Below are 26,015 nucleotides of genomic sequence, written 5' to 3'. Positions count from 1 at the left end.
TGCAACTGGAGATGTTTTGCGGACAGGCTTAATTACGCGACCCGCCCGGCAGCATACGCATGAGCAACCTGTCTTTCAGGACAAACTGGTGATAGAGGGCCGCGATGACATGCAGCCCGACGAGGACTGCCAGCGCCCACGCGGTGAACTCATGCACCTCGTTGAGCAGGTGCCCGAGCGGACGGTTTTCCGGAACCAGCCTTGGCAGGGGCAGGCCGAAGAACACGATGCCTCGGCCGAAAATGCTGGCGAGAAATCCGGTCAGGGTCATGACCGTCATGGCGAGATAAAGGAGATGATGCACCGCATGCGCGGCCGTTCTTTGCCACATGGGCATCGTCGCTATCAGTTCCGGCGGACGGTGCCCGATGCGCCATGCGATGCGCAACGCCACCAGGAGAAGGGTGACGGTGCCTATCGACTTGTGGAGGTTGTAGTACCAGTCCCGCGTCGGGCCCTTTTCGAGACTGCCCATGTACCACCCAAGGGCGAGCATGCCGATGATCAGGATGGCGATCAGCCAGTGGAGAAGAATTGCCGGTCGAGAATAGGTCTCGAAAGAGTCGGGTTTCATATCGGCATTATTTCCGTCGCAAGCGCTGCCTGCATCGGCGGCCTCGTGGGTCCGTATTCTGTCCGCACATGCGAACAGCTTGCCGTTTGACCCTGGAAATGACGCGATTTATCCCTTGGGGAAAAAGGGAGCGATCAACCCAGACCGGTTGCTCTGGCGTTGCGTTCCCGTTCGAGCTTCGTAATGTAGCGCTGCACCGCCGCCAGCATCGGCGCCGACAGTCCGACGAACATGCAGCCGAGGCGGCGCACCGCCTTGCCGTTGGAGAGGGACAGATCGACGGAACTGCGGATTTCGAGCGTCGCCACCACCGGGCTGGCGCCCGGCATTTCTATCTTGCAATCCTTGTAGACCCGGCCCACGGTACTGTCGAGCTGCTTCTTCTCGTCGATGACGGCAATGCCGCCGCCGCTGATGTTGTGCAGGGGCAGGGCCACACGACCTACGGGCTTGCCGGCTGCGTCCTTCAGCTCGAACGTGCAGCGCAGCGGGTTGGTCACCGGCGTGGCGACGCGGTAATGTTCGCGCCGCTGCAGGCGGATCATGCTCCCCGGGATGGCGAAGCGCAGGGCGGGCAGGCCGTCGTACAGGCAGGGCTTGATGCCGGAGGCGAAGGACAGGATGCGGATATTGTCGAGACTGGTCTCGAGGGAGGAATCGCTGCTGCTGACAAGGCGCTGGTTCATGGCAGGATTGGGCGCCTGGTCGATGATGACCATGTCGCTGGCTTCGTCCACGTCGAGGATGGACGTCACGATCGCTTCCGGGCCGCCGTCGATCAGCATCGTCACCAGCTGCTTGCGTTCCTGGATGGCTCGCAGCAGCGCCACGATTTCGCGGCGCGAACGCACCTCGTACTGGCTGAGATCCTCCGATTCCAAATTGCTATTGAATTCCATCATTCCCTGCTGTCTGATATGGCTGCCGGCTGCCGTCGGGGCTGTATGATACCGCGTTGCCCGCCTTCTGGGCAGGTTCCAGAGCGGATCGAGGGCCAATACAAGGGCGTCGTGAGGTCAAGGGCAGGGGAGTGCAAGCCGCGCAACGCCGCAATCGCCGGCCCTTGATCTCACTCGCAGGGCTACCCCTCTTCGGGCGGATCGCCACGTTGCGGCGCTTGGGCGGGTGGCCACCCTGTCCCGCGCGCCGCGCCTTGCGCTGCATCCCGAAGCGGGGCAGCGCCACCCTTGTATTGGCCCTCGATCCGCTCTAGATGGTAGAGCCAGGCCAGCAGTTCCGCCACCGCGCGGTACAGCGCGGGCGGAATATGCCGGTCGAGGTCCACCTGCATCAGCAGAGCAACCAGTTCCTTCGATTCATGCACGAATATCCCGTGCTCGCGCGCGCGCTCGATGATCTGCTCGGCCACCAGGCCGCGTCCGCGCGCCACTACCTTCGGCGCCACGTCCCCGGTCTGGTAAGCCAGCGCCACCGCACTGCGCGAGCGCTTATCCGGGTTCATGGCTTCCTCTGATCGTCAATCCGTCGAGCTTCGAGCCGGCCGCATCCAGCGCATCGCCAAGTTCCTTCCCATGCGTGCGCATTGCGGCTGCCGTGGCATCGCTCGCCGCGTCTATCTGTATCAGCACCCGGTCGCCCGTGAGCCGCAGCGAGGCCGACACCGGACCAAGCTGCGGGAGTTCAAGCCGCATCGTGCTGGTCCATGAGGACGGCGCAGCATCGCCTTTGTTTCCGTCCGGCGGATCTTCCCCGACTTCCCAATCGAAGGGCTGACCGGGCCAGAGTTCGCCCTGCCAGCGCAACTGCCGCTGTTCCAGGGTATTGAGTTGAAGCCCGACCATGCGTGCCTGTTCCGAGTCCATCTGGAGTTGTGCGTCCTGGGGCCGGGTGACAGCGAGTGCATCGATGCCTGTCTTGGCTGCGGCTTCGGTCTTGACCTGCGCGGCCCGGGTGATCTCGGCGAGCTGCCTCAGCAATCCCTGCAAATCGTCTGCCTCTGCAGCGCCTTCCTGTCCCGCGTCCTTGCCGAACTGCGCCTGTGGTTCGCGCAGCAGTTCCTCCCGCGAGCGCCTGCCTGCCAGCCATTCCTGCAGATGGGATTCATAGAACAGGCCGCTGACGTCAAGCGCCTGTTGCAGGGTCGACGCCAGCTGTTTCGGATCGGGTAACTGCGCTGCCGGCAGCAATGGTGATTGCGCGCGGAGCGCCGCAGACTCTCCCTCGGGAATGGCGTGGAGCAGGGCATCGATGAGGCGGCCAGCCGAGCTGAGCGAGGCAGTTGCGCTTTCAGCGCCGCCTGCCAGCAGGAAGAGGGGACGGGGCTGCCGGGCCAGCAGCGTCATGTTCAGCGTGTCGCCGGCACGGATACCGGAGGGAAGCGCCATGCGCGCCGTCGTGTCGGCCAGTCGCACCAGATGGGTTCCATCCTCCAGCAGGGAAAGCACTTTCGCCTGCAGTTCGCTGCCGATGGCAATCCGGGACAGCCGACGGAAGGCTTCCTGTCCCGTGTCCGTGGCCGATGCCACGCGCGCGGGCGCTTGCACCGACGCCGGAGGCCGGGTGCCGCCGAGGTCGGTCCGGTTGATCATTGCGGATGCTATCGCTGGCTTGCGCCGTATGTCCGGGACAGCTTGCGCTCGGTGCCGGCGCTATTGAGCATGACGGACAACTGTGCCATCCAGGGCTCGGTGAGGTTGCGGATCTCGCGGTCGTCGGCAAGAATTTTCTTGATGACGCGGGTTTTCTGCTCGCGGGCGGCTTCGGTGAGCGCTTCGCGCGGCCGGTCATTCTTCCTGAGAATCTCGACCTGGCTGCTGCACTGCGTTTCCAGTTCCGCCAGCAGTTCCCAGTCGCCGCTGCGCGCTGCCGCCAGCATCTGGTCCGTGATCCCCGCCACTGTCTCGTAGATGGAAATGATTTCTTGGTTATTCATTATTGTTCAGGCCTTCACTAAGCGGGATGGATAGGAAGTGGCGGTCTCATACGCCGGCATCTGGGGCGCCTTGGGCATCGGCTGCGGCGCTGGGTCAGCCGTCGTGCCTATGGCATCCCATGCACCTTTCAGGTCCTGCAGCAGGTGCTGCACTTCTTCCAGGAGTTCCGGCTGGTTCTTGAGATTGGCCGTCAGCAACCGGCTGCTCATGTATTCATACAGCGCGTCCAGGCTCAGTGCGATACTGCCGCCGGCCTTCTTGTCCAGGCTCGCGCGCAAACCGTTGTCGATGATCGCGATCGCCTTGGAAATGGATTGTCCCTTGCCCGCGACGTCGCCGGCTTTCATTTGCTGAATGGCTGTCGACAGGGCGACAGTCGCACCTTCGAACAGCATCACAATCAGCTTGTGCGGGCTGGCGGCCAGGACGCCTGTCTCGATGCCGACCTTCGCATAGGCGTTCGCGCCGTGTTGCAGTGATCCGAACATGGAAATTCCTCTGGTGGTTAACTGTTCTTGGCAATTGCCGCAAGTTGCTGCGACAGATAGGCACTGGTGTTCTGCATGCTCGCGAGTGCGGCGTCCAGGGCAGTGAACTGCGCCCTGTAGCGCTTTTCGACCGCATCCAGCCTGGCCTGCATGTCATCTTCGCGATCGGTCAGATTCTTGATGCTGGCGTTGAGGCCATCGGTACGCGTTGTGATGATGCCCTTTTCACCCAGCATGTCATCGGCCAGCTTGATCAACCGGGTGGCATATCCGGTGCTGGAGGAGAAGAGCTTGGCGATATCGTCGAACTTGCCGTCCATTGCCTTCTGCAGTTTTTTATCGTCGATCGCCAGCGTGCCGTCTTTCTGGAATGTCACGCCAATGTCAGACAGCAAACGCAGGCTGCCGGCATCGTCCACTGCTTCACCAAGGGCGCCGCGAATCTGGGTCAGGACCGACTTTGCTCCGGAATCGCCCTGCAACGCGCCCCCGGTCTTGGTGGTCGGGTCGTAGGCCGTCATCGTCTTGATCTTGCCGCTGAGATCGTTGTAGGCCTTGACGAAGCTTTCGATGGAGGACTTCACGGTGGCAGTGTCACGCGCCACTGTCAGGGTGATGGCACTTCCGGCAGTCTCCTTCGTCAGCTTCAGTGTTACGCCCTGGATTGCGTCGGTGATCGTGTTCGATGACTTCGTGACAGGAATGCCGTCGATCGTCAGCTTGGCATCTTTCGCAGCCTGAAGCTGGCTCATGCCGGTAGTTGGGTTGGCCGGATCATAGACGACTGGGGAGGCCGGGTCATAGGAAAACTGGGCCAGGGCACCGCTGCCGGTGATCTTGATGGTGTTCACGGCGCCGGTATCCTTGGCGGTAAGTACCAGCCGGTTGCCGGCAGCAGATCCGTCATTGACGATGGTCGCGCTCACTGCCGCGCCGGAGGCATTGATCGCGTCGCGCAGGCTTTGCAGGGTATAGCTCGCCGTTCCGGTGCCCGGAATAGTGATGGCATCTGCATTGCCCACCTTGATGGTCAGCGATCCGGTGCCCAGGCTGGCCGAGCTGTCAGCAACGCCGGCGGAAGTGAGCTTCTGTTGCTGGGCAAGCTGGGTGACTTGAATGGCGTAAGTGCCGGGCGTGGCGCTGCTGCCTGCCGTCGCGCTCAGGATGTCTGTGTTGCTGGCCGTCGCGGTTTGAGCATTGAATGCGGAGCCGTTCAAGCCCTTGAGCGCCGTCTGGAAATTCGACAATGTGCTCTTCAGGGTGCCATAGGCGGAGAGCTTCGATTTGTAGCTGGATTCCTGTTGCTGCAGGATGGTGAGCGGCTTGCTTTCGGCAGCCATCAACTGCGTGACGATGGCGTTGACGTCAAGGCCGGAACCGACGCCGGAGGAACTGATTCCCATGTCTTTCTCCCATGCTTGCCGGCCGGAGCCGGCGAAGCGCCACTGTTTATGCCTTCTGCTGGATCAGCAATCCGCGCAACTTGTCGATCGAACGTGCAATGGAAAGTGCCTCCGCGCTGGGCATCTGGCGCAGCACTGCCTTCGTTTCGGAATCGACCACCTTGACGACCGTCTTGCCGGTTTCCTCATCAATTGAAAACTGGATGCCTTGGGAGGATGTCCCGACAAACTTGTTCAGAGTCTTGATCGCATCTATCACATCGCTTCTGCTCGGCGATGCCGGCGCGACGCCAGCAGGCGAGCCCGGTTCCGCTGCCGATGCGGCAGGCTTTGCATCCGGAGCAGACTTGATCCTGCTGCCTTCGGCTGCAAATTCGGACGGTACGTAGCCATTGATAGATGAAATCGACATTTCACGACTCCTTGTGAAAAAGCTGTACGGAGGATTTCACTCGCTCCGTACAGCACTTCTTACTGCACTGACTTGTGGTCAGTCATCAGCCGCGCAACAGGGACAGCACGTTGTTCGGCATCGAGTTGGCCTGCGCCAGCATCGCGGTACCGGCCTGCTGCAGGATCTGGCCGCGAGTAAGGTTCGCGGTTTCCGCTGCGAAGTCAGCGTCGACGATGCGGCTGCGCGATGCGGACTGGTTTTCGGAAGCGATCTGCAGGTTGCCGATAACTGCCTCGAAGCGGTTCTGGACTGCACCGAAAGTAGCACGGGCGCTGGTGATTTCAGTGATCGCGTCGTCGATGGCGTCCATGGCAGCCTGCGCGCCGCTCTGGGTTGACAGTGTCCCAGAAGTCGCTGCAGTGATATTGCTGTTTGTCGCGAGGGCCGAGGTGGACACGGAAATCTGGTCGTTGCTGGTATTGTTCGCGCCGACCTGGAAGGTCAGGGAGCCGGACGTAAATACGTCCTTGCCGTTGAACTTGGTACCGCTCAGCACGCGGCTGACCTCTTCGGACAATTGCTTGTATTCCGCATCCAGATTGGAAAGGTCACCGGAATCGTTGGTGCCGTTCGCGGCCTGAACTGCCAGTTCACGCATACGCTGCAGAGAATCACCCACCTTGCCAAGCGCGCCTTCAGCAGTCTGCGACAGGGAGATGGCATCGTTAGCGTTGCGGATCGCCACGTTCATGCCCTTGATCTGGGCATTCATGCGTTCAGAGATTGCCAGGCCGGCAGCGTCGTCCTTGGCGCTGTTGACGCGCAGGCCCGAGGACAGGCGCTGGATCGACGTATTCAACGAGGACTGCGAGGTGCTGAGGTTACGCTGGGCATTCAGCGATGCGATGTTTGTATTGATAACAGCAGGCATATTGTTCTCCTAAAATTTTGGTCCGATGATTTCCGACTAAGCGTCTTTAACTTTGGTCTACGTCGATTTTTCGTACCATGCAGACCGCTGTTGCTTCCTTTATCGGAGGGGTTCCAAAAAAGTTTAGGGGCTTGATCAATTTTTATTGTCTTTTTGCATTTTAGGGGAGTTATTGCCTGGCGAGCCCCGGGTAAGAGCGGTTTCAAGCCGCCTTTTCCTTGTTTCGGGCGACATTGCGTTAACTGCGGGGAGGATGAATGCGGCGGCCGGCGACTTGGGTATTACCTGCCGGCCGATGGTCGGTCGTTGCTTATTATTACCTTTTTGTTAATTGTGGCGGCTGCACCAGTAGGGAAAGGGCGGAGCAGACCTGGCCAACCACGCCTTCCCAATCATTTTGGCGGGGTTGCCGGAACAGCCGCATGCTCGGATACCAGGGCGAATCCTCGCGGTCGGTAAGCCAGCGCCAGTCGGGAGAGAAGGCAAGCAGGGTCCACACCGGCGTGCCGAGTGCGCCGGCCAGATGGACGACCGAGGTGTCGACGCCGATGACCAGGTCGAGGTTGGCGATGGCAGCCGCCGTATCCGCGAAGTCGTTGCAGCTGCTTCCAAGGTCGGTGATGTTCATCTGCTCCCGCAAGTGCTCCAGGTCGGTCACTGCTCCCTTTTGCAGCGAGAACAGCCGAACGCCTTGGATTTCCGCCAGTGGGGCCAGGGAGGATAGCGGCAGGGACCGGTTGCGGTCGTTGGCGTGGGCCGGATTGCCGGCCCAGACCAGTCCCACGCGCAGGTCACCGCTGTTTTCCGTCATCCGATTGAGACGTTCGCGCCAGGCTTCGACCTCGGCCGTGGGCGCTAGCAGATAGCTCGGCTTTGACGGAATCGTGTCGAGTGTCGTGCCCATCACATGCGGCAGGCTCATCAGCAGGAAGGCATAGTCGCATTCTGGCAGCGGATCGCCGTCGATTGCCAACCGGACGCCGTCGAGAGAACGGAACAAGCGCTCGAGCGGCTTCGGAATGTTGAGTGTCACGGATACGCCTTGCGCCGCAAGCAGTTGCGCATACCGGGCGAACTGGATCATGTCGCCAAATCCCTGCTCGGGAACCAGTAGCACGTGCTTGCCTGCCAGCGAGGACTTTCCATCCCATTCCGGAATGGCCGCGAAGATTTCCCGCGAGCGTGCGTACTTGGCTGCGTTTTCCTTCATCAGCAAGCGCGCCTCGTGATTGGCCCAGCCAGGAATCAAATCGCCGGCGAGCAACTGGCTGAGGCCCAGATTGTGGCGCGCTTCGTGAAAATTCGGCCGCATCGTCACCGCTTCTTCCAGGGCCGGTATCGCATCCGCGAGCGCACCGCGCTTGTGCAGGGCCAGGCCCAGATTGTTCTGGGCCATGTAATGTTTGGCATTCAGCTCCAGCGCTCTCCTGAAACATTGCTCCGCGTCTCGGTAACGGTCCATCTGCAGATGGAGTGTGCCCAGATTGTTGTAGCTGTCCGCATAGTCCGGTGCGATTTCGAGCGCCTTGCGGTATGCCTGAAACGCTTCTTCCAATGTGCCTTTCTTCGCATGCACAAGTCCCAAATGGTTATATGCAAGAACGTTTTTCGGGTCTAGCGTCAGTGAAGTTTTGTAGCATTCGATGGCTTCGTCCAGCATCCCGAGCTGCTTGAAGGCGATGCCGAGGTTGGTATGCGCCGGGACAAAATCGATTTTCAGCGCCAGGGCCTTGAGCAGAGTGTCGACCGCGTCCTGGTAACGGCCCGCATCGATTAATGCACTACCCAGATTGTTGAATGCGTCGGGCGAATCGGGAAACTGCTTCACCGTCTTCTCGAAATGAGCAACCGCGGTAGCAGCATCGCCTTTCTCAAGCAGAGCAGAGGTCAGGCCGCTCTGGGCTGGAGTATGGTGAGGCGCAATCCTCAAGGTCTGTTCGAACAGGCTGATGGCTTCGTCGAGTCGGCCCTGACGTCGCAGGGAAACGCCGAGATTCGACAGGAATCCGGGGTTGCGCGGATCCACTGCAGCCGCTTTCCGGAACCAGGCTTCGGCTGTGGCATTGTCCTTCCCATCCAGCGCGATCAGTCCGAGCAGATGTGCTGCATGTGCATGCCGTGGAAACTTCTTCAGAATCTCGTTGCAGATGGCAGCAGACTCTGTTTTCCTCCCTGCCTCTTGTAGTGCCAAGGCTTTCTCGAACACTTGTGTGTAGCCAACCTGCAAAGAGTGCTTGCCTGTCTGCCGAGAATTTTGTTTTGACATTCGAATTTTCCTTGATTGCAGAGTCGCTAGTGCGGACCAACGGACCCTTCTTCAATGATCGATCGCAAATGTAGGTTTGCAGTAGGTGCCGAGCAGTTCAGTTCCGCGCTGCAACCAGTCGATTGCCGCCTGCTGGTCGCCTTTTTGCTGCAGCAGCGAAGCGACACGTCCGCATGCAGCGATTTCAGCCTGAACGGGGTAGCGCCAATCAAGATCGGAACAGAGACTTTTGAGGTCATAGCTGTTTAGCATTTTTCGTAGCACCAAAAGGTCTTGTGCGCGGACTTCATCCCGTTTTAATGAAACGTTGGTGCCGTGTTGACGATATTTGCAAACGAAGCGGTCGAGATGCATGAAGGGGAGGCGTTGCGCTGCAATACGCACCCATAGATCGTAATCCTCGGCTGCAGTGAGGCTGTCGTCGAAGCCATTGACAGCGCGCATGACGGAGGTTTTCACCATGGTGCCGCCAATCGGTAGCGCGTTACGTCTAGCAAGGCGGGCAAGGAAATGGGCGTTGCCAGCGTGATTGTCTGACTTGAGCTCACCAAGCATGTTGCCGGAAGCACCAACGACGATCAGATCGCCATAGGCGACCGCCACTTCCGGCCAAGTGCGGGCGAGCTTGCCATAGGCGTCAAGTACACCAGGCAGCAGCACATCGTCGCTGTCGTGCCAGACGATGTAGTCTCCGCGTGCCTCCGCCAGCGCCCGATTGCGGGTTGGAGCAAGGCCGGAATGTTCCTTCCGAATGTAACGGATGCGAGGGTCGGAAAAGCCTGCAACGACTTCTTCCGTATGATCAGTCGAGCCATCGTCGACGATCAGCAGTTCGAAATTCCGGTAATCCTGGGAAAGCACCGATTCAATTGCTTCGCCAATGTATTCGGCCCGGTTCCAGGTAACCATTCCGACGGTGAGCAATGGTTCGGGGAGCCGGTCAAGCGCGCCGGGTGTAAACACAGCGCAATCGGCGCGGAGAGTGCCATTAGTGGCAAACAGCCTGGAATTCCATTTCTTGTGCGCGTAAACCGGGCCGGGTCCAGTATAGGCAGTCCCGGAATAATGTCTCGGTAAAAAGAAGTGGGAAGGGAAAATGGTCAGGTTCTGGTACTTGTGCGTTTTCCATGCCCCGGTAAGCCGCTGCAGGCCGGTATTCATCCAGGCCGGCCGGTCGCATACGGTCAGCTCGTTTTCGATGTCGAGGATGATCTGGCCGAAGAAGGCATTGCCGGGCTCACTGCCTACACACACAGTGGAAATCAGCCCGTGGTTGCCGGTCTCACTCTCCCAGCAGGCGAATGCCTCGCATTCGGTTATCCAGTCGGGGAGGGCACGGACGCAGACTGTATCGGCATCGACGACGATTCCGCCTTCGTTGTACAGAATCTCCCAACGCATCAGGTCGGCCAGTCCCGCAAGATCGCGATCGGCGAGTTCGCGCATGTGCCGCGCATTGATCCAGCCGTAGTCGGCCAGGTCCTGATTTGTCCAGAGAGCGACTTGCCAGCCCGGATTGAGATCGACCCAGGACTGGATACAGTCGTCAGGGCGTTTGCCATCATCCCCGACCCAGATGATATGTATTGTTTTCGGGATCATTGCTCCGTCTCCATTTCGCTCGGCACGCCATTCAGGATGTAATTGATGATTACCGGCCTTAATGCCTCAAGATGTGCAGTGGGGCGGATTGCGCGGTCTCTTTCAAAATCCTTGAGCGCTTCAGCTCCTGTGCCGGAATTCGCGGCGTGAATGCCGCCCTCGTAACGATCCCGTGCAAAATGCTCCAGATAAGAGACGTTGCTCTGGATGAAAGGCCGCTTCAGCATGAGGGGAAAATGGTAGTCATAGCCATAGCGCGACTCCAGTTCCGGTCTGGCCCGTAGCCCTGTAACGATGACTTCAGCCATCTCTCGGTCGTACATCTGTGATATCCCGGGTGCCGTCAGACGCAGGCTGACTTCATCATTGCTCCACTTCACGTTATCCTGGTGGCTGTGAAATGTGCTGTGATACAGGCAGACCGGCAGTTTCTGGTTGCCGTATGTGTAACGATTGTAGAGCCCGCGCAGCATCAGGGAAAACGCAGGATCATGGACGGCATCATTGTCAGTCGTATAGAGAAAATCGTACTCTCTGAATACAGTGGCGAAATCCTTGAAATTCCGGGCGCGCAGCCGTTCAATGCCACCGGAGACTGGCATCCTGATTACCTCGTCGGCCATTCTCTTCAGCCACTTCTCGCCGTACGCCGTCGAGCCATCGTCGTAGACGATCAGCGTGTCTTCCGGGCCCTTGATCTGGTTCAACATGGAAAGGGAAAGCTCAGTGATGAGCGGGCGGTTGTGTGTAGCAACGGCAATCAATAATTTGGCCATGACTGGTCCTTATTCTGGTTTGGCATCTATGCATTGGATAAGCCGGGACAGCATCACTCTTCTGCAACCACCCGGTTTTTCCCTGCCCGCTTAGCCTTGTACAAGGCCTCGTCCGCCCGCCGCACCAGCGAGGCCTGATCTTCCTGCGGGCGATGCATTGCCACGCCCCCACTGAAGGTAATCAGCAGTCGTTCGTTGTTGTACATGAAGATGCGCTTGGTGAGTTCGCGCTGCAGGCGCTGCACCACCATCTTCGCTTCTTCGAGCGGCGTGTCGGGCAGGACGATGAGGAATTCCTCGCCTCCGAAACGGGCGATGACGTCCATCGTGCGCAGCGTGTCCTTGATCACGCGCACCAGGTGAACCAGCGCGTCATCGCCGGCGCTGTGACCGTGGGTGTCGTTGAGCTTCTTGAAATCGTCGAGGTCGAGCAGGGCGATGCACAAGGGCGACTGGCGGCGCTCGGCACGGGCCAGTTCACGCTCGAAAACGTCGTCCAGGCCGCGCCGGTTGAGACTGCCGGTCAGCTGGTCTTCGCGCACCAGTTCGCTCATCTGCTCGAGCTCGGATTCCAGTTGCTGGATGCGGGCTTCCGCCTGCTGCACTTCCTGCCGCGCGCTGATCATTTCGTCGCGCGAGCGCAGTGCTTCGGTCTGCGCGGTGCGGGTGTCGCGCATCACATCCTGGAGGATGGCATTCAGCTCGCCGATGTGCTTGGCCTGGCTGATCTTCTGCGAATATTTGTCGATCTTGTCGTGATAGCTGGCCGTGCTGTCGGCCACTGCGCCGAGGCGGTCGATGAAGGTGAGGACCATGTTGCGGACGGTGGCCTTGGCTTCGGTCAGGCTGTTCCTGAGCGTGCCCTGCTTGTAGACCACTTCCTTCATGCTGCGGGTGGCATCCATCAGCGCGCCATAGGTGATGGGACCGGACAGCAGGTTCTGTACGGTGGCGACCTGGCCGCTGAACCAGGAATCCTCTTCCACCAGGTTGCCGACGTTTTCGAGCAATAGCCGGAACAGGCGCAGCAGCAGTTCGTGCTCCTCGGCCATGTCGGCACTCTTCAGCTCAATCCTGAAGCACAGTTGCTTCAGGCGCGCTGCGACATCGTTCAGCGCCTGTTCCGTATTCGCTTCCTTCACCAGGCGAGCCAGTGTTTCCGATTCTTCCGCGAGTTCCGGGGCACGCTGCAGAAGGGCGGCAACTGCGAGCGTCAGGGTGCGGGCCAGCAGGTCGCGCAGCATGCGCGTCTGCTTGCCGTCTCCGAAGGATGCGCCAAGTGCATTGAGTCGCTGGATCGGGTCGAGGCGTGGCGAGGACTCACCGGCATCCGTCACGGACTGCGGCGCAGGAGGATGAGCAGTTCCCCGGTCAAGCAGCAGCGCGAGGCAATTGCCGCATTCCTGCCAGTTGCGTGCTTCCACCGCCTTGACCAGGCGCGGTGCCACGACCCCGATTTCGGGCGGAGCCTTGGTCAGGCGCACTGCAAATTCCGCCAGCACTTTTTCGGCCGAAGCTTGAGCCGGTATGCCGGCTATCTCGTTGTAGACCTCCTGATAGGCCTCTGGCGTAGGCGCAATGCGGCGCAGCGCGAGGCGGCGAAACGCCTCTCGCGCGATATCGGCAGCGCTCTGCTGTTCGGATTGTCTGTTCTTGTCCTGCATTGCGGCGTGTGCAATCCGGCGAGGATAGGGATTGCACCATGATATGCCGCGGCATGGACCGGCAATGGCCGGATTAGGGCGTGAAAGCGCGGCCAGTTCCGGATTTCGGAAGCGAAGGCCGCGCAGGCGGTCTTACTCGACCAGCTGGTTCTTGATCGCGTAATGCGTCAGTTCGGCATTGTGGCGCAGTTTCATTTTCTGCAAGAGGCGCGAGCGGTACATGCTGATCGTCTTGACCGAAAGCGACAGTTCGGCGGCAATGTCGCTGACCGTCTTGCCCGAAGCGATCATGATCAGTGTCTGGTATTCCCGATCCGACAGGGTTTCATGCGGGGGTTTTTCCAGGCGTTCGTCGCTGACCTGGTTGGCCAGTTCCTGCGCAAGGGCAGGGGTGACATACTTGCGGCCGGATGCCACCTGCCGGATGGCATCGACCAGTTCGTTCGGTGCGCTCTGCTTGTTGAGGTAGCCGGCCGCGCCTGCCTTGAGCGAACGGATGGCGTACTGGTCTTCGCGGTGCATCGACAGCATGAGGACTGCCATCTTCGGCACATCCTTTTTGACCTGCTTCAATACTTCGATCCCGCTGCGGTCGGGCATGGAAATGTCCAGCAGCAGGACGTTGCAGTCGCCCTTGCGCGCCAGCTTGATGGCGTCCGCGCCATTCTCGGCGTGGCCTGCGACGACGATATCCTTGGTATCGGCAAGGATCTGTTTCAGTCCTTCGCGGACGATGGCGTGGTCGTCGGCGATCAGGATCTTGATTTTTTCATTCTTTTTCATCGGGTACTTCTTCAGGTTTCATTCTTTGCTCATGCCGGCCGGTGCCTGGCCGGCGACAGATGATTCAGGAAAGCGGAATCCGGATCGCGACAACGCTGCCTCCTTCCGGCGCCTGGCTTACCGTCAGCTCACCGCCGAGTGCGCTCGCGCGTTCCACCATGCCGCGAATGCCATAAGATTTCGGCTTCATGCGGTCGGCGGGGGCAATGCCTCGTCCGTTGTCCGCGATTTCGAGCATGGCTTCATCGCTGCTGCAATTCAGCCGCACCACGACCCTGCTGGCGCCGGCATGCTTGCTGATATTGGTCAGCGCTTCCTGGAAGATCCGGAACAGGGCGATGGCCTGGTCCGGATGCAGGCTGATATCTTCACTGTCCGAGGAAAACTCGCAGGGAATGCCAGCCTGCCTTTCGAACTCCCGCGCCTGCCATTCGATGGCCGCGACGATGCCGAAATCGAGAATGCTGGGCCGCAGATCCATCGAAATCCGATGTACCGCTTCAATGGTACGGTCCACCAATGAATCGACATAGCGCGCCTTGTCCGCCAGTTGGCTCTGGTCCGGCGGCAGACGTCGTACCACCAGTGACAAAGCCATCTTGATCGCAGTCAGGTTGCCGCCTAGGTCGTCATGGATTTCCCGCGCGATGCGGGTGCGCTCCTGTTCCTTGACGATTTCGACGTGGGCCGACAGTTCCGCAAGCTGCGCGCGCGAGCGCTTGATTTCTTCCTCTTCCAGCTTGCTCTGGGTGATATTGGTCATGATGCCTTCCCACTGCACGCCTCCTTCGGGAAGCGCACGCGGGGTCGAGCGCAGGTTGATCCACTTGATGTCTTTCCACTTCTCGATCCAGATGCGGCCTTCCCAGTTCCAGCCTTTCAGTTCCGAAGCCGATGCGGCCATCGAATCGAGATAGGATTGCCTGTCTTCCGGCAGGATCAGATCGAGAAACAGCGAAGCCTTCGCTTGCAGCCGCTCGGCGGTGACGCCGAGCAGCGCATGGCAGCCTTCGCTCAGATAGGGAAAGGCGACACTGCCATCGGGACGCAGGAGGAACTGATAGACCAGGCCGGGCGTGTTCGAGACGATCGCGCGAAAGCGTGCTTCGCTGGCCTTGAGCGCCTTTGCCGACTCGTCGCGCGCGCTGACGTCGTTGGCGATGGCGATGTAGAAGGAGGCGGGTCGGGCAGGGCAGTGGAAGAGCCGCAGCTCGATCGGATAAGTGCTGCCATTCTTGCGGACATGGACGGCATTCAGCGTCGCCTGTTCGACTTCGCCGCTGCGCAGGGATTGCAGAGTCCGATCCAGCACTTCGGCGGAAAGATTCTGTGCAATGCCGAAGGGCGTCATGGCTGCGAGCTCGTCTTCCGTGTACTCCAGGTTTTCGCGCGCGGCACGGTTGACTTCGACAAACCTCAGCGTGTCGCAATCGAAAACGTAGATTTCGCTGAACGAGCCCTGCATCAGGACGGGCAGCCATTCCGCATGCATCATGTTGCTAGACTGTTATGAATTATTTCGGGCATTTGCCAGGGTTGTGAGCCGGGTCCGTCTCAGTGACGGATCAAGGGGGGCTTCGGAACTTTACACTCGTTCCCGAATGACATTAGCCTGACGATGAAAACCTTGTGCCCGGTTGCAATCGATATAGGCACCGCATTTAAGATTGCCCTAGGGAAAGGTCATGACGGACTTTATCACAAGTAGTTTTGAAATCAATCGCGTGAAAACAGGGAAAAAGAAATGAGTAGTGGCGATTGGTCAGGTTATGGCTGCAGCAGGTGGCACCCGCTGCATCGTTGAGGCAGCAGGTTGGCGGATATGGCGGGGAAACTCCCGGAATCAATCAGAACGTAGACCAGTGTCAGAACGAGCTCATCGTCTGCCCGTAATGCAGGACGTAGCCATCGAAGGCGCGGAGTTTTTCACGATCCTTTTTTGACCGGTCGAAAGAAAAAACAATTGATTTGAAAAAGGGGCTTCCAAAATTAATTGAACCGATGCTATACTTCGGTCTTTCGCGGCTGTAGCTCAGCTGGATAGAGTACTTGGCTACGAACCAAGGGGTCGTGGGTTCGATTCCTGCCAGCCGCACCAGTATCAAAGGAAGGGCCTACCGAAAGGTAGGCCCTTTTGCTTTTCCCCCCATTCTTTTTCCCTTCAGTTTTTTTCCCTTCAGATTTTGTGAGGCCCCGTTCGCGGCCGTCACTGTCTTCAAGAGTGTGGGCAATCGGCAGCACCGTGGCATTCGTGCTTGCCGTCAAATCAGCTGGCCTGCATTCGCATTTCCCCATCATGTCTGCTCTATAGCGAATTTCAATCTGCCATGGGAAGTAGGGTGCGTCGTGCGCATCATGCGATCCCGGTGCGCACGGCGCACCCTACCTTCTTTCCCTTGCAGGCTCCTGGAAACCGCTTTATCGACCAGAGATCGAAGGCGAATGATCCAAGCGCGGCTACGAAGCACAGGGCGATAAAGCCCGAACCGGCACACATGGGGCGCATCTAAATTTCAAACAATCTACGGAGTTCGTATGAAACAGCTTGGCATTCCCCTGGTACTTCTCGTATTGCTTTGCGGCTGTGCAATCAGTCGCGAAGGCGCGCAGGTGTCCAGCCAGCCTGCGGCCGTGCAAGGTGGAAATGATGTTCAGGGCGCGCCGATTCGGTCAGGGACAACTCCGAGCGGGACGATCGATCTCGGGATAGGCAGATAGGGACGCCCACCGCCTGGCAAACGGTTGCAGCCCAAGCCTTGCAAGCACTATTCGCTCCGGCACAAGGTATCCGGTCCTTATTCCATATTGCAGGTCCGACATTTCGCATCGGAACAGATGCGATAAGATGCTTGCCTCATCAATGTTCATGGCAAGCAGGAAAATGGCTATCTGGAAGAAAGAAAAATCGCTGGAAGATATCCAGAAATGGAATGCGAACACGGCAGCGGAACGCCTTGGCATCGAGTTCACCGAAATCGGCGAGGACTGGCTTTCCGCCCGCATGCCGGTCGATTCGCGGACCGTACAACCTTTCGGCATCCTGCATGGGGGCGCATCGGTGCTGCTGGCTGAAACGGTGGGAAGCTGCGCCGCCAATCTGTGCGTGGAAGAAGAGAAGGCGTATTGCGTCGGCCTCGACATCAACGCAAATCACCTGCGTCCGGCCAGCCATGGTTGGGTGACCGGTACTGCACGGCCTTACCATCTCGGCCGGACTACGCATGTATGGGAAATCCGCATTGCTGACGAGGATGGCCACCTGGTCTGCATATCGCGCCTGACCATGGCGGTCGTGCCGCGCCGCTCGGCAAGAGCCGAAGGCTAGCGCGGCGAACTGACCTCGCCGTCAGTGCTTCACGTAATAGGGTGCCTTGAGCGCGCCCGCCTTGAAAGCCCGGGAAGCCGTCTGGTAAAAGGCAATCGTTTCGTTCACCAGTTGCGGGTCGACCGCCGTCGGCGTTGACGCATAGGTTTTCGGATCGATGCGATAGCTTTCCACCCGCTTCTTCGGCAGCAGCACGGTCAGGATGCCGTTGCGCAGGTAGCCCAATTCCTGGTAATTGCTGATGAATGCCCTTTGCGGCGCAGGTCCTTCCGCGAATACGGAGCGGCCGAAGAACTCTTCTTCGCCTTTCTTTCCAAGGACTTCCAACAGGGTCGGCGCGATGTCGACCTGGCTCATGAGGGGAGCATAGCTTCCCGGCTTGAGCAGACCTGGGGCATAGAAAATCAGCGGGATGTGGTAGCTCTCCACCGGCAACTTGCTCTTGCCGGCAACCGATGCGCAATGGTCGGCGACGATGACGAAGAGCGTGTCCTTGAACCAGGGGCGGGACTCGGCGTCCTTCAGGAACTTGCCGATCGCATAATCCGTGTATTTCACTGCGCCACTGCGGCCGCCCGGCGAAGCAATGTCGATCCGCCCATCGGGATAGGTGTACGGCCGGTGGTTACTGGTCGTCATAACGTGGGCAAAGAACGGCTTTTCCGAAGCGGTCTTGTTATCCATCGTCCGCAGCACATTGTCGAACAGCGCCTCATCGGCCACGCCCCAGACGTTTTCGAACATGATCGTCTCCTTGGGGAAGTCGGTCCTGTCCACGATCCGGTAGTCGTTGGCGCTGAAATAGGCATTCATGTTGTCGAAGTATCCATACCCGCCGTAGAAGAAGAAGGTATTGAATCCCTGGTGCTCGAGCATTTCGCCGATGGTGGCGAGATGGTCATTGTTCGGGCGTCGCACGATGGCCTGGCCGGGCACCGGCGGCGTGCCGAGGGACAGCGCTTCCAGGCCGCGGACGGTACGCGTGCCAGTGGCGAACACTTGTTCAAACTTCATTCCCTTGCGCGCAATTTCATCCAGGTTCGGCGTAAGGCCCTTGTCGGAACCGTATGCGCCGAGATAGGACGCCGACAGGCTTTCCACGGAAATCAGGACGACATTGCGCGGCCGGCGCACAAAAGGCGTCTTGTAGGAGATCGGTTCTGGTGAGGCCTGGCCACCGTCCGCAAGCAAGGGCTGACGCTGCACGCCCAGCTTTTTCAGCGTGACATCGGCGACATCCTGAGGCATGGTCCGGTAAAACTTGTCGTAGTCGAGTTCATTGCGGCGCATTGCCGCAGCCAGGGTAAACAAGCCATTGCCGGACAACTCATCTGCATAGGCATTGCCTTGTCCTTCCATCTGGTCGATGCTGGCGAAGCTCAGCAGCAGTGACGGCAAGGCGATTGCCGAGATGGCCAGGCCGAGCCGCTGCGAACGGCTCACGGGAATACTGTCGGCACGGATGACCGGCTTGCGAATCAGCCCGGCAATCAGCGCGGCCAGCGCGGCTATGCCACCAAGGATCCAGCCGACCGGATAGGATTCGAGGATGTTGCCGATGACTTCATGGGTATAGATCAGGTAGTCCAGCGCAATGAAATTGAATCGGGTGGAAAACTCCATCCAGAACGTCGTTTCCGCTACCGCGCCAAACAGCAGCAGAGCGATGCTGCCCCAAAGCCAGGCCATGCGCACCACATGATGCACGCGCGAGGCGCGCCAGCGGTTTGGCACGATGGCTTCGTACAGAAGCACCGGGGCAAGCAGTGCGGATGCCACCGCCAGGTCAAAAAATAATCCTTTGACAAGAATGCCTGGCCACAGCGACAGTGGAACGGCATCGAAACCGGTGTAGACGGCCAGTCCGATACGGGTAATTGCGTAAATGATCAGCAGAATGGCGCCGACCAATGCCGGCAGCAGGGGGATATTGCGAATGAGTTTCATATGCCTTGGAACGTCGCGGAACAGTATGTATGTGGCGAGTTTCCCGCCGTCGCGGAGAGTATCACAGTAAGCGGCGATTAATGACTGGTGCCGCAAACTGTTTTGCCCTAGGGGTAAGGGAGTGGCGGTCCGTCGTTCGGCTTTTCATGGCACAGGCTGGGCTACGTTGAGGTAAAAATCAGACACGGAAGATGCCAACCATTTTCGGATTGATATAAAGTGTAGGCCGCCGCACCCGGAAGAAAATGGGTGGCAGGGATGCAGTCCTGATTGAGGCATAAGCGCAGGTAGGTCGCGCGCCGATTTTACGGATACGTCCTGCAACATTTTTTACGCTTTGTGGCTGGCCGCACAGGACAGTGAAGCGTTTTAATAGAATCATCAACCAGGGAGTTCAATAGTGAAGAAGCATCGCTCAACTGCATTAGGTCTTGTCGCTACGGCTGTCATCATGCTTGCGGCCGGCCCAGCCATGGCTGGTAGGGTCGACGTCGATGTCAATATCGGCGTGCCCGTGGCCCCGGCTCCGGTTGTTGTCCAGCCCAGACCGGTATACGTCGAGCCGCGTCCAGTGTACGTGCAGCCCAGGACTGTCGTTGTCAAGGAGCCGGTATACGTCGAGCGTGACCGCGATCATTGGGATTGCAGGGGCCACAAGTGCAAGGAATGGAAGCACAAGAAGCATGATCACGACCATGACGATCATGACCATGGCCACGGCCGCGGTCGCCGCTAACTCGGCACACGGCTCGGAGATCGCCAAGAGGTCGCATTCATATCCCGCGACTTTCTAGGCCCGGCGCGCAGGTGCTGTAGTAAACGAGGGGTTGCAAGTTCGAGCTTGCAACCCCTTTTCTTTTTGATATCCCCTCGCGGATCTCGTCGTGCATGCATTGGCAGGTTCTATAATTGCCAATTTTTTTATAGGCAATCGTTGAGTCCCGTAAGGGAAAACGCCACACCGGGGATGCCGCGGGCCTTGCGGAGCCTGCAGTACGGCGTCAGAGAATGCGGTTAAACCATAGCAGGGATAGCAAGCCCGACAACGCTGCCAGGACGGCCGCAGCGGCAGAGAACAGCGCAGTGATCTCGGTGGCTTTCTTTTCGAATACGAGCTTGGAATTCAGAGTCTTGTAAATTTGCGTCAGGTCGGTGGCTGTGCCGGCGTAAAAATACTCCGCCTTGGTTTCGCTCGCTATGCTCTTCAATGCATCTTCGTCCAGTCGCACCCGCATCGACCAGCCTTCCATGCCGATGACCTCGCCATTGACCGTGCCGACACCCACGGTATATACCCGCACGCCGCGCTCGGCTGCCATCTTGGCCGATTCGATCGGGTCCGGGCCGGTCGTGGTCTGGCCATCCGTCAGCAGGATGATGGCCGCAGAGGTGTAGGAGCCGGGCGCGACCGGCTTGAAATCCGGTGCCTGGGGCTTGGGTTCTTTGTCGAGCGAAGCGCCGCGCGTCGACTCACGCGCACTTTCGGGGCGCGGATTGGAGGCATTCAGGTCGAATTCAATCTCCGGAAAGAGCATCTTCAGCGACACCAGGATGCCGCTCCCCACCGCCGTGCCGCGTTGCAGCTGGAAACGGTCGATGGCTGCGAGAATGTCCTCGCGGTTGAAGGTCGGCGGCTGTACGACCGAGGCGGTGCCGGCAAACGACACTACGCCTATGCGGGTATTGCTTGGCTGATCAGCCACGAAGCTGCGCACCGCTTCCTGCGCTGCTCCCAGCCGGCTGGGAGCCACATCGGTGGCACGCATGCTGCCGGAAACATCGATGGCCAGGATGATGGTCTCGTACTGGGAAGGAAGCGTAACGATCGCCGCCGGGCGGGCGATGGCGACAATCATCAGGGTGAGCGCAAGCAGGAACAGCAAGGGAGGAACATGCCGCCGCATTCCCTGCGCAGGTCCCATCGCTTCCTTGACGATGGACAGGCTTGCATAGCGTATCGCCAGCTTTTTCTTGCGTCGGAGCAGAAAAAGGTAGGCTGCCACCAACGCTGGTACGAGCAGCAGCAGCCATAGCATCTGGGGCCAGAAGAAGGTCATGATTGCTCCACGTGCCGGGGCATGGTGCCGCCTGCGGCCAGACGTTGTCGCACCTTGCGCAGTTCGGCGAAGCGAAGTACCGCGTCCATGATGCTGTCGCTCGTGGCGAGCTCCAGCGCATCCACGCCGGCATCGCGGAATGCGCTGCGCAAGCTTTCCTCGCGGCGTGCCGCCGCAGCCGCAAAGCGCCTGCGGAACAGCCTGTCATGCGTGTCGACGAACAATTGCTCGCCGGTTTCCGCGTCCTGCACCACAAGCACGCCCAGGTCCGGCAATTCCATCTCCAGTTTGTCATACAGGCGCACCGCCACCACCTCATGCCGTTGCGCGAGTTGCGCCAGCGGCTTGGCCCATCCCGGCATGCTGATGAAATCGGACACGACGAACACCAGTGAGCGCCTGCGGATCACCTGAAAGGCGGTTTGCAGCAAGTCCTGCAGGCGGGTCGGCGCGGCCTGCGAGGCCTCCGGGCGATCCAGCATGCGGCGCAGGATGTGCAATACCTGGCGCCTGCCGGTGCGCTCGGGAATCACCGTGTCGACATCGCCGCCATAGAACAGCGCACCGATCCGGTTGCCGTGATGGGTCAGCATGCTGGCAAGGATGGTCACCAGGTCGATCTCCACGCCGCGCTTCTTGACCTGCCCGGAGCCGAAATCCACCGAAGGGCTGAGGTCGAGCAGGAACCAGGCGGTGAGGTCCCGGTCTTCGTTGAATACCCGCACATGCGGCACCTGCAGACGGGCGGTGACATTCCAGTCGATATGGCGCACATCGTCGTGATACTGGTATTCGCGCAGGTCGGCCAGGTCCACGCCGGGGCCGCGAAACAGCGTCCGGTAATCGCCATGCAGGACGCCGTCGAGGCGGCGCAGCACCGTCCATTCAAGCCGGCGCAGGATGGTTTCAGGCGTTTGCATCCAGTTTGACATGGGTTTCGAGGGGTCTTTCAGGCGCCGGCAAGTGCTTCATTAGGCGGAGGATGATCTGGTCCGCGGTCATGCCGTCGGAAAGCGCTTCGTAGGACAGCGAAAGCCGGTGGCGCAGAACGTCCGGCGCAATATCGGTCATGTCCTCCGGCAGGACATAGGAACGCCCGCGCAGGAACGCGAGGGCGCGCGCACCTTCCACCAGATGGATGGTCGCTCGCGGACTGGCGCCGTACGTGAGATAGGGGGCGACGTTCGGCACGCCATAATGCTCCGGCCTGCGCGTGGCTGCCACCAGCCGAACCGCATATTGCACCAGCGAGGGATCGACATAGCCGGTGCGGCATTTGCGCTGGAGCTGGACCAGTTGCTGGGTGGTGGTCACGGGGTTCACGGTCTGCGGATTGCCTGTCACGCGGTTGACGATGACGAATTCCTCCTCTTCGCTTGGGTAATCGACCAGCACCTTCATCATGAAGCGGTCGACCTGGGCTTCCGGCAAGGGATAGGTGCCTTCCGTCTCGATCGGGTTCTGGGTCGCCATGACGAGGAAGGGCTCCGGCACCGGGTGGGTTTCGCCGGCGATCGTGACCTGGTGTTCCTGCATCACTTCGAGCAGCGCGCTTTGCACCTTGGCCGGGGCGCGGTTGATTTCATCGGCAAGCAGCAGGTTGGTAAACACCGGGCCGAAGGACGTCGTGAAATCGCCTGTTTTCTGGTTGTAGATGCGCGTTCCCACCAGATCCGCAGGTACCAGGTCCGGCGTGAACTGGATGCGACGGAAGCTGCCGCGGATGGTGTGGGCGAGGGTGTTGACGGTCAGCGTCTTGGCCAGTCCCGGCACGCCCTCTACCAGCAGGTGGCCATGCGCAAGGATGGCGACCAGCACGCGTTCGAGGAAATGGTCCTGGCCGACGACAACCTTCTTCACCTCATAGAGGATGTGCTCCATCTGCAGGGAAACATCGTTTGATCCTGGTTCTCTCTCATTCATGAATGACTGCCCTTTGAGTGTGTCGTATGCATGTTCAGAACGGCAGCTCGCCTACGGCGGCCGCAGCATTTTCAATCGGTACTGCAAAGCCTATGCCGATGGACAAACCCTGGCCGCTCGGATTGAGTATCGCCGTCACGATGCCCACTACCTGCCCGTCCATCGTCACCAGCGGGCCGCCGGAATTGCCGGGATTCGCAGCCGCGTCGAACTGGATCAGGTTGGTCAGGAGACGCTTGCCTTCCGGGGAAAGATATTCGCGCCTGAGGCCGGACACCACGCCCGAGGATACGGACGGGCCGATCCCGAACGGGAACCCGACCGCGATCACCCGGTCGCCCATGGACAGGTCGCTGGTGGAACGAAGGGTGGCGGCAACCAAATCGTCGGGCAGGCTCTTTGCCTGCAGCACGGCGAGGTCGTTTTCCGGTTGCTCGGCGGCTACCGCGGCTTCCGATTCCGTTCCATCGGCGAAGATGACCTGTACCCGTTCCGCCCCTGCCACCACATGAAGATTGGTGAGGATGGTGCCGTTGTCGACGATGACCACGCCTGTACCCACACCGGTCACCCTGTCGTCGCTGCTTCCCTGGACATGATGGAGCTGCCGGACCCGGACGACGGAGCGCTGCACTGCTGCGAAGGCCTTGGCCTCCGGTGAAGGCAGTACATTGTGATCAAGCGTATGGAGCACCGCGGCGTCGATGTCGCGCTGGGTGATCTTGCGTGGCTGCGGCCTGCTTTCGATGTAGGCAATCAGCAGGCACAGGCTGAGCAGTGCGGCTGAGGCAACCAGCAGCAGGCGCTCATGACGCGAAATGAAGCCGCGCAGCCGACCGGGGCCTGGTTTCTGCTTTACCTGAGGTTGACTCGGGGCGTCCTGTGGCGGCCTTGCCTGACTGTCGGCATTCCGGGATCGAGGGGGAGATTCCGTTGACCGGGCTGGCCTGTTTCTGGTCGAGCTGCTGTAAAGCGTCACTTTCTTCATGGCGTGGATGAATGGGTTCGCGTGCATCAGCCTGCCAACGGTAACACCTTCGCAGCATGAACGGCGCCACTGGACAACCATTCTTGCCTTTTATTGATCCGTCGCAAATTTCGCCATGCCGGGCCGGCGCGGCAGGCATCTCTTTCGCCATGCGCAGCCAGCATGCTCCGGAGGAGGGGCATGGCATTCCTGTCTGAGTCGACTGCCCAAACGGCATCGATACAGGCGGCGGGATGTAAGCATCCGAGGAGCTTGTGGAGTGTGTTTATCCGCATGTCCTGTTCCAGGCAGCGGCTGAGGCTTGGTTGCTCGGTAAAAATCTACCGGCCCGCAGGCCAGAAGATTTGAGTCTAGTGCAGCACTAAGGAGATTCAAGGCGCGACAGCGAAAAGCCTTCGAGCGCTATCCCCGCATGTCGAAATGCATGATGCCTGTCTTCCGCCCTGCGGGCCAATGCCAAGCGCGAGTCAATTGGAGGAGTGTGCCGCGACTTGCGCCATGCAGCGAGTTTCGGGCTTGACGAGACGGGCCGCCAACGAGGCAGCCCCTGTTTTCCCTCGATGAAATGAAGTTCGGAAATCTCATTTGAGGAAGATTGCTGTCGCACCAAGAAACACGGAACCTGTTGACAGATAGACAGTCTGACCAGAGTTGCTATGCCTGATTTTCTTACGAATATCCACGTGCGGTTCGCAGCACAGCGTGCGGGCCGCACCGCATCAAGCAGCTGTTCAACTCTCTATTCGTTTAAGGTCAAAATACATGAAAGCAATGATTCTTGCTGCAGGCAAAGGTACCCGCGTTCGTCCGCTCACCTATGATGTGCCGAAGCCGATGATTCCCGTTCTTGGCAAACCGGTCATGGCCTATATCGTCGAGCACCTTGCAAAGCACGGCGTGCGCGACATCATGGTCAACGTCAGCTATCTGCATGAAAAGATCGAGGATTATTTCGGCGAAGGGCACCAGTACGGCGTGCAGATCGGCTATTCCTTCGAGGGGTATGTGGACGATCAGGGGGAAGTGGTGCCGCAAGCTCTTGGCTCTGCCGGTGGAATGAAAAAAATCCAGGAATTCGGCCATTTCTTCGACGAGACCACCATCGTGGTATGCGGTGATGCGCTGATCGATCTGGATATCAAGGCCGCGCTGGAAGAGCATCGAAGCAAGGGTGCGATCGCCAGCGTGATCACCAAGGAAGTGCCCTGGGACAAGGTGTCGGACTATGGCGTGGTGGTCACCGATGCGGACAAGCGCGTGCTGAGCTTCCAGGAAAAACCGAAGCGGGAAGTGGCGAAGTCGAATTTTGCCAGCACCGGCATCTACATCTTCGAGCCGGAAGCGATCGATCTGATTCCTTCCGGCGAGGTATTCGATATCGGCTCCCAGCTGTTTCCTCTGCTGGCCGAGAAAGGCTTGCCATTCTACGCACAGACGCGCCCCTTCAACTGGCTCGACATCGGCAGCGTGACGGATTACTGGAGCGTGCTGCAAGGCGTCCTCACGGGCGAAGTCGCGCAGATGGAAGTACCCGGGACGCAGATCCGGGACGGCGTCTGGGTCGGCCTGAATACCCGGATCGACTGGGAAGGCACGAGCATCGAAGGGCCGGTCTATATCGGTTCCGGCTGCCATATCGAGGCTGGCGCAAGAATAGTGGGGCCTACCTGGATCGGGCATGGCAGCCACATTTGCGCCAAGGCAGAAGTCACGCGCAGCATCCTGTTCGAATACACGCGCGTACTGCCGGAAGTTCATCTGCATGAAATGATCGTCTGCAAGAATTACAGCGTGGATCGCGAAGGGGAGATGCACAAACTCTCGGAAGCGCCGGACATGGGCCTGAACAATGCCCGCGATCGCAGGCATACCCGGCGGCGCTGGGAAGATTTCGCCGAAAGGCGGGCGGCGGTCGCGGCCTAGCAGCATGGCAAGCCAGGACATGGATTGAAGGAGCAAGGTAGGCGGGGCCAGATCCGCCTGGAACTTTTGCATCCAAT

Annotated in this window: 23 protein-coding genes and 1 tRNA gene; 4 read left to right on the top strand and 20 right to left on the bottom strand. The window is 59.5% G+C overall.

Going from position 1 to position 26,015, the window contains the following annotated elements:
- Positions 1-28 precede the first annotated feature (28 nt).
- From HGHM_RS08835 to HGHM_RS21040, 15 genes are all read right to left on the bottom strand, one after another.
- A complete protein-coding gene (locus HGHM_RS08835; protein WP_019141163.1) occupies positions 29-574 on the bottom strand; it encodes a cytochrome b in 546 nt (181 codons plus the stop codon).
- Between the two features lie 134 nt (positions 575-708).
- Positions 709-1,476 carry a flagellar brake protein gene (locus HGHM_RS08830; protein WP_019141162.1) on the bottom strand — a complete coding sequence of 256 codons (768 nt, stop codon included), beginning with the start codon at positions 1,474-1,476 and terminating at the stop codon, positions 709-711.
- A 179-nt stretch (positions 1,477-1,655) separates the two neighbouring features.
- The gene (locus HGHM_RS21050; RefSeq protein ID WP_019141161.1) at positions 1,656-2,036 is read right to left on the bottom strand and encodes an EscU/YscU/HrcU family type III secretion system export apparatus switch protein; all 381 of its coding nucleotides are present in this window, start codon (positions 2,034-2,036) and stop codon (positions 1,656-1,658) included.
- Positions 2,023-3,123: a flagellar hook-length control protein FliK gene (locus tag HGHM_RS08820; protein ID WP_019141160.1), complete on the bottom strand. Its 1,101-nt coding sequence runs from the start codon at positions 3,121-3,123 to the stop codon at positions 2,023-2,025. Before HGHM_RS08820 ends, HGHM_RS21050 begins: the two co-directional genes overlap by 14 nt.
- An 8-nt stretch (positions 3,124-3,131) precedes the next feature.
- Complete coding sequence (locus HGHM_RS08815; RefSeq protein ID WP_019141159.1) at positions 3,132-3,467, bottom strand: flagellar protein FliT; 336 nt, start codon at positions 3,465-3,467, stop codon at positions 3,132-3,134.
- A gap of 6 nt (positions 3,468-3,473) precedes the next feature.
- Positions 3,474-3,956, bottom strand: coding sequence for a flagellar export chaperone FliS (gene fliS, locus HGHM_RS08810; protein WP_019141158.1), 483 nt, complete (start codon positions 3,954-3,956; stop codon positions 3,474-3,476).
- 17 nt (positions 3,957-3,973) lie between these two features.
- Positions 3,974-5,359: a flagellar filament capping protein FliD gene (gene fliD / locus HGHM_RS08805; RefSeq protein ID WP_019141157.1), complete on the bottom strand. Its 1,386-nt coding sequence runs from the start codon at positions 5,357-5,359 to the stop codon at positions 3,974-3,976.
- Positions 5,360-5,405: 46 nt separating this feature from the next.
- Positions 5,406-5,771 (bottom strand): flagellar protein FlaG, encoded by a 366-nt coding sequence (locus HGHM_RS22630; RefSeq protein WP_019141156.1) that lies wholly within the window; start codon positions 5,769-5,771, stop codon positions 5,406-5,408.
- Positions 5,772-5,856: 85 nt separating this feature from the next.
- Positions 5,857-6,684, bottom strand: a complete 828-nt coding sequence (locus tag HGHM_RS08795; protein ID WP_019141155.1) for a flagellin N-terminal helical domain-containing protein — start codon at positions 6,682-6,684, stop codon at positions 5,857-5,859.
- A 316-nt stretch (positions 6,685-7,000) separates the two neighbouring features.
- On the bottom strand, positions 7,001-8,950 hold the full coding sequence (locus tag HGHM_RS08790) for a tetratricopeptide repeat protein (RefSeq protein ID WP_081583555.1): 1,950 nt from the start codon (positions 8,948-8,950) through the stop codon (positions 7,001-7,003).
- Positions 8,951-9,001: 51 nt separating this feature from the next.
- Entirely contained in the window at positions 9,002-10,552 is a 1,551-nt protein-coding gene (locus HGHM_RS22265; protein ID WP_019141153.1) for a glycosyltransferase, read from the bottom strand.
- The gene (locus HGHM_RS08780) at positions 10,549-11,328 is read right to left on the bottom strand and encodes a glycosyltransferase family 2 protein (protein WP_019141152.1); all 780 of its coding nucleotides are present in this window, start codon (positions 11,326-11,328) and stop codon (positions 10,549-10,551) included. The genes HGHM_RS22265 and HGHM_RS08780 overlap by 4 nt, the downstream gene beginning before the upstream one ends.
- 53 nt (positions 11,329-11,381) lie before the next feature.
- Positions 11,382-12,992, bottom strand: a complete 1,611-nt coding sequence (locus HGHM_RS08775; protein ID WP_019141151.1) for a GGDEF domain-containing protein — start codon at positions 12,990-12,992, stop codon at positions 11,382-11,384.
- A 132-nt stretch (positions 12,993-13,124) separates the two neighbouring features.
- Positions 13,125-13,775 carry a response regulator gene (locus HGHM_RS08770; protein WP_019141150.1) on the bottom strand — a complete coding sequence of 217 codons (651 nt, stop codon included), beginning with the start codon at positions 13,773-13,775 and terminating at the stop codon, positions 13,125-13,127.
- Positions 13,776-13,839: 64 nt separating this feature from the next.
- The gene (locus tag HGHM_RS21040) at positions 13,840-15,270 is read right to left on the bottom strand and encodes a PAS domain-containing sensor histidine kinase (protein ID WP_019141149.1); all 1,431 of its coding nucleotides are present in this window, start codon (positions 15,268-15,270) and stop codon (positions 13,840-13,842) included.
- Positions 15,271-15,796: 526 nt separating this feature from the next.
- Here HGHM_RS21040 and HGHM_RS08760 point away from each other — a divergent pair.
- A tRNA-Arg gene (locus HGHM_RS08760) sits at positions 15,797-15,873 on the top strand.
- A 783-nt stretch (positions 15,874-16,656) separates the two neighbouring features.
- Positions 16,657-17,100: a hotdog fold thioesterase gene (locus tag HGHM_RS08750; RefSeq protein WP_026075837.1), complete on the top strand. Its 444-nt coding sequence runs from the start codon at positions 16,657-16,659 to the stop codon at positions 17,098-17,100.
- Positions 17,101-17,121: 21 nt separating this feature from the next.
- Here the strand turns inward: HGHM_RS08750 and HGHM_RS08745 are convergent, their stop codons facing one another.
- Complete coding sequence (locus HGHM_RS08745; protein WP_019141146.1) at positions 17,122-19,047, bottom strand: LTA synthase family protein; 1,926 nt, start codon at positions 19,045-19,047, stop codon at positions 17,122-17,124.
- A 451-nt stretch (positions 19,048-19,498) separates the two neighbouring features.
- Here HGHM_RS08745 and HGHM_RS23710 point away from each other — a divergent pair, with 451 nt between their 5' ends.
- The gene (locus HGHM_RS23710) at positions 19,499-19,783 is read left to right on the top strand and encodes a hypothetical protein (RefSeq protein WP_075111703.1); all 285 of its coding nucleotides are present in this window, start codon (positions 19,499-19,501) and stop codon (positions 19,781-19,783) included.
- Positions 19,784-20,048: 265 nt separating this feature from the next.
- Here HGHM_RS23710 and HGHM_RS08735 read toward each other — a convergent pair whose 3' ends face one another.
- From HGHM_RS08735 to HGHM_RS08720, 4 genes are read right to left on the bottom strand one after another with little or no spacing between them, the layout of a single operon-like run.
- On the bottom strand, positions 20,049-21,104 hold the full coding sequence (locus HGHM_RS08735; protein ID WP_019141144.1) for a VWA domain-containing protein: 1,056 nt from the start codon (positions 21,102-21,104) through the stop codon (positions 20,049-20,051).
- Positions 21,101-22,024 (bottom strand): DUF58 domain-containing protein, encoded by a 924-nt coding sequence (locus tag HGHM_RS08730; RefSeq protein ID WP_019141143.1) that lies wholly within the window; start codon positions 22,022-22,024, stop codon positions 21,101-21,103. Before HGHM_RS08730 ends, HGHM_RS08735 begins: the two co-directional genes overlap by 4 nt.
- Complete coding sequence (locus HGHM_RS08725; protein WP_026075835.1) at positions 22,011-23,027, bottom strand: AAA family ATPase; 1,017 nt, start codon at positions 23,025-23,027, stop codon at positions 22,011-22,013. The genes HGHM_RS08730 and HGHM_RS08725 overlap by 14 nt, the downstream gene beginning before the upstream one ends.
- A gap of 34 nt (positions 23,028-23,061) precedes the next feature.
- Positions 23,062-24,042, bottom strand: a complete 981-nt coding sequence (locus tag HGHM_RS08720) for a S1C family serine protease (RefSeq protein WP_019141141.1) — start codon at positions 24,040-24,042, stop codon at positions 23,062-23,064.
- Between the two features lie 735 nt (positions 24,043-24,777).
- Here HGHM_RS08720 and HGHM_RS08715 point away from each other — a divergent pair.
- Positions 24,778-25,938: a sugar phosphate nucleotidyltransferase gene (locus HGHM_RS08715; RefSeq protein WP_034348460.1), complete on the top strand. Its 1,161-nt coding sequence runs from the start codon at positions 24,778-24,780 to the stop codon at positions 25,936-25,938.
- The last annotated feature ends 77 nt before the right edge of the window (positions 25,939-26,015 follow it).

Source organism: Noviherbaspirillum massiliense JC206 (assembly GCF_000312045.1).
GTDB lineage: Bacteria > Pseudomonadota > Gammaproteobacteria > Burkholderiales > Burkholderiaceae_D > Noviherbaspirillum > Noviherbaspirillum massiliense.
The sequence above is the reverse complement of the archived record's forward strand: the minus strand, read 5'-3'. Positions and strand labels throughout refer to the sequence as shown.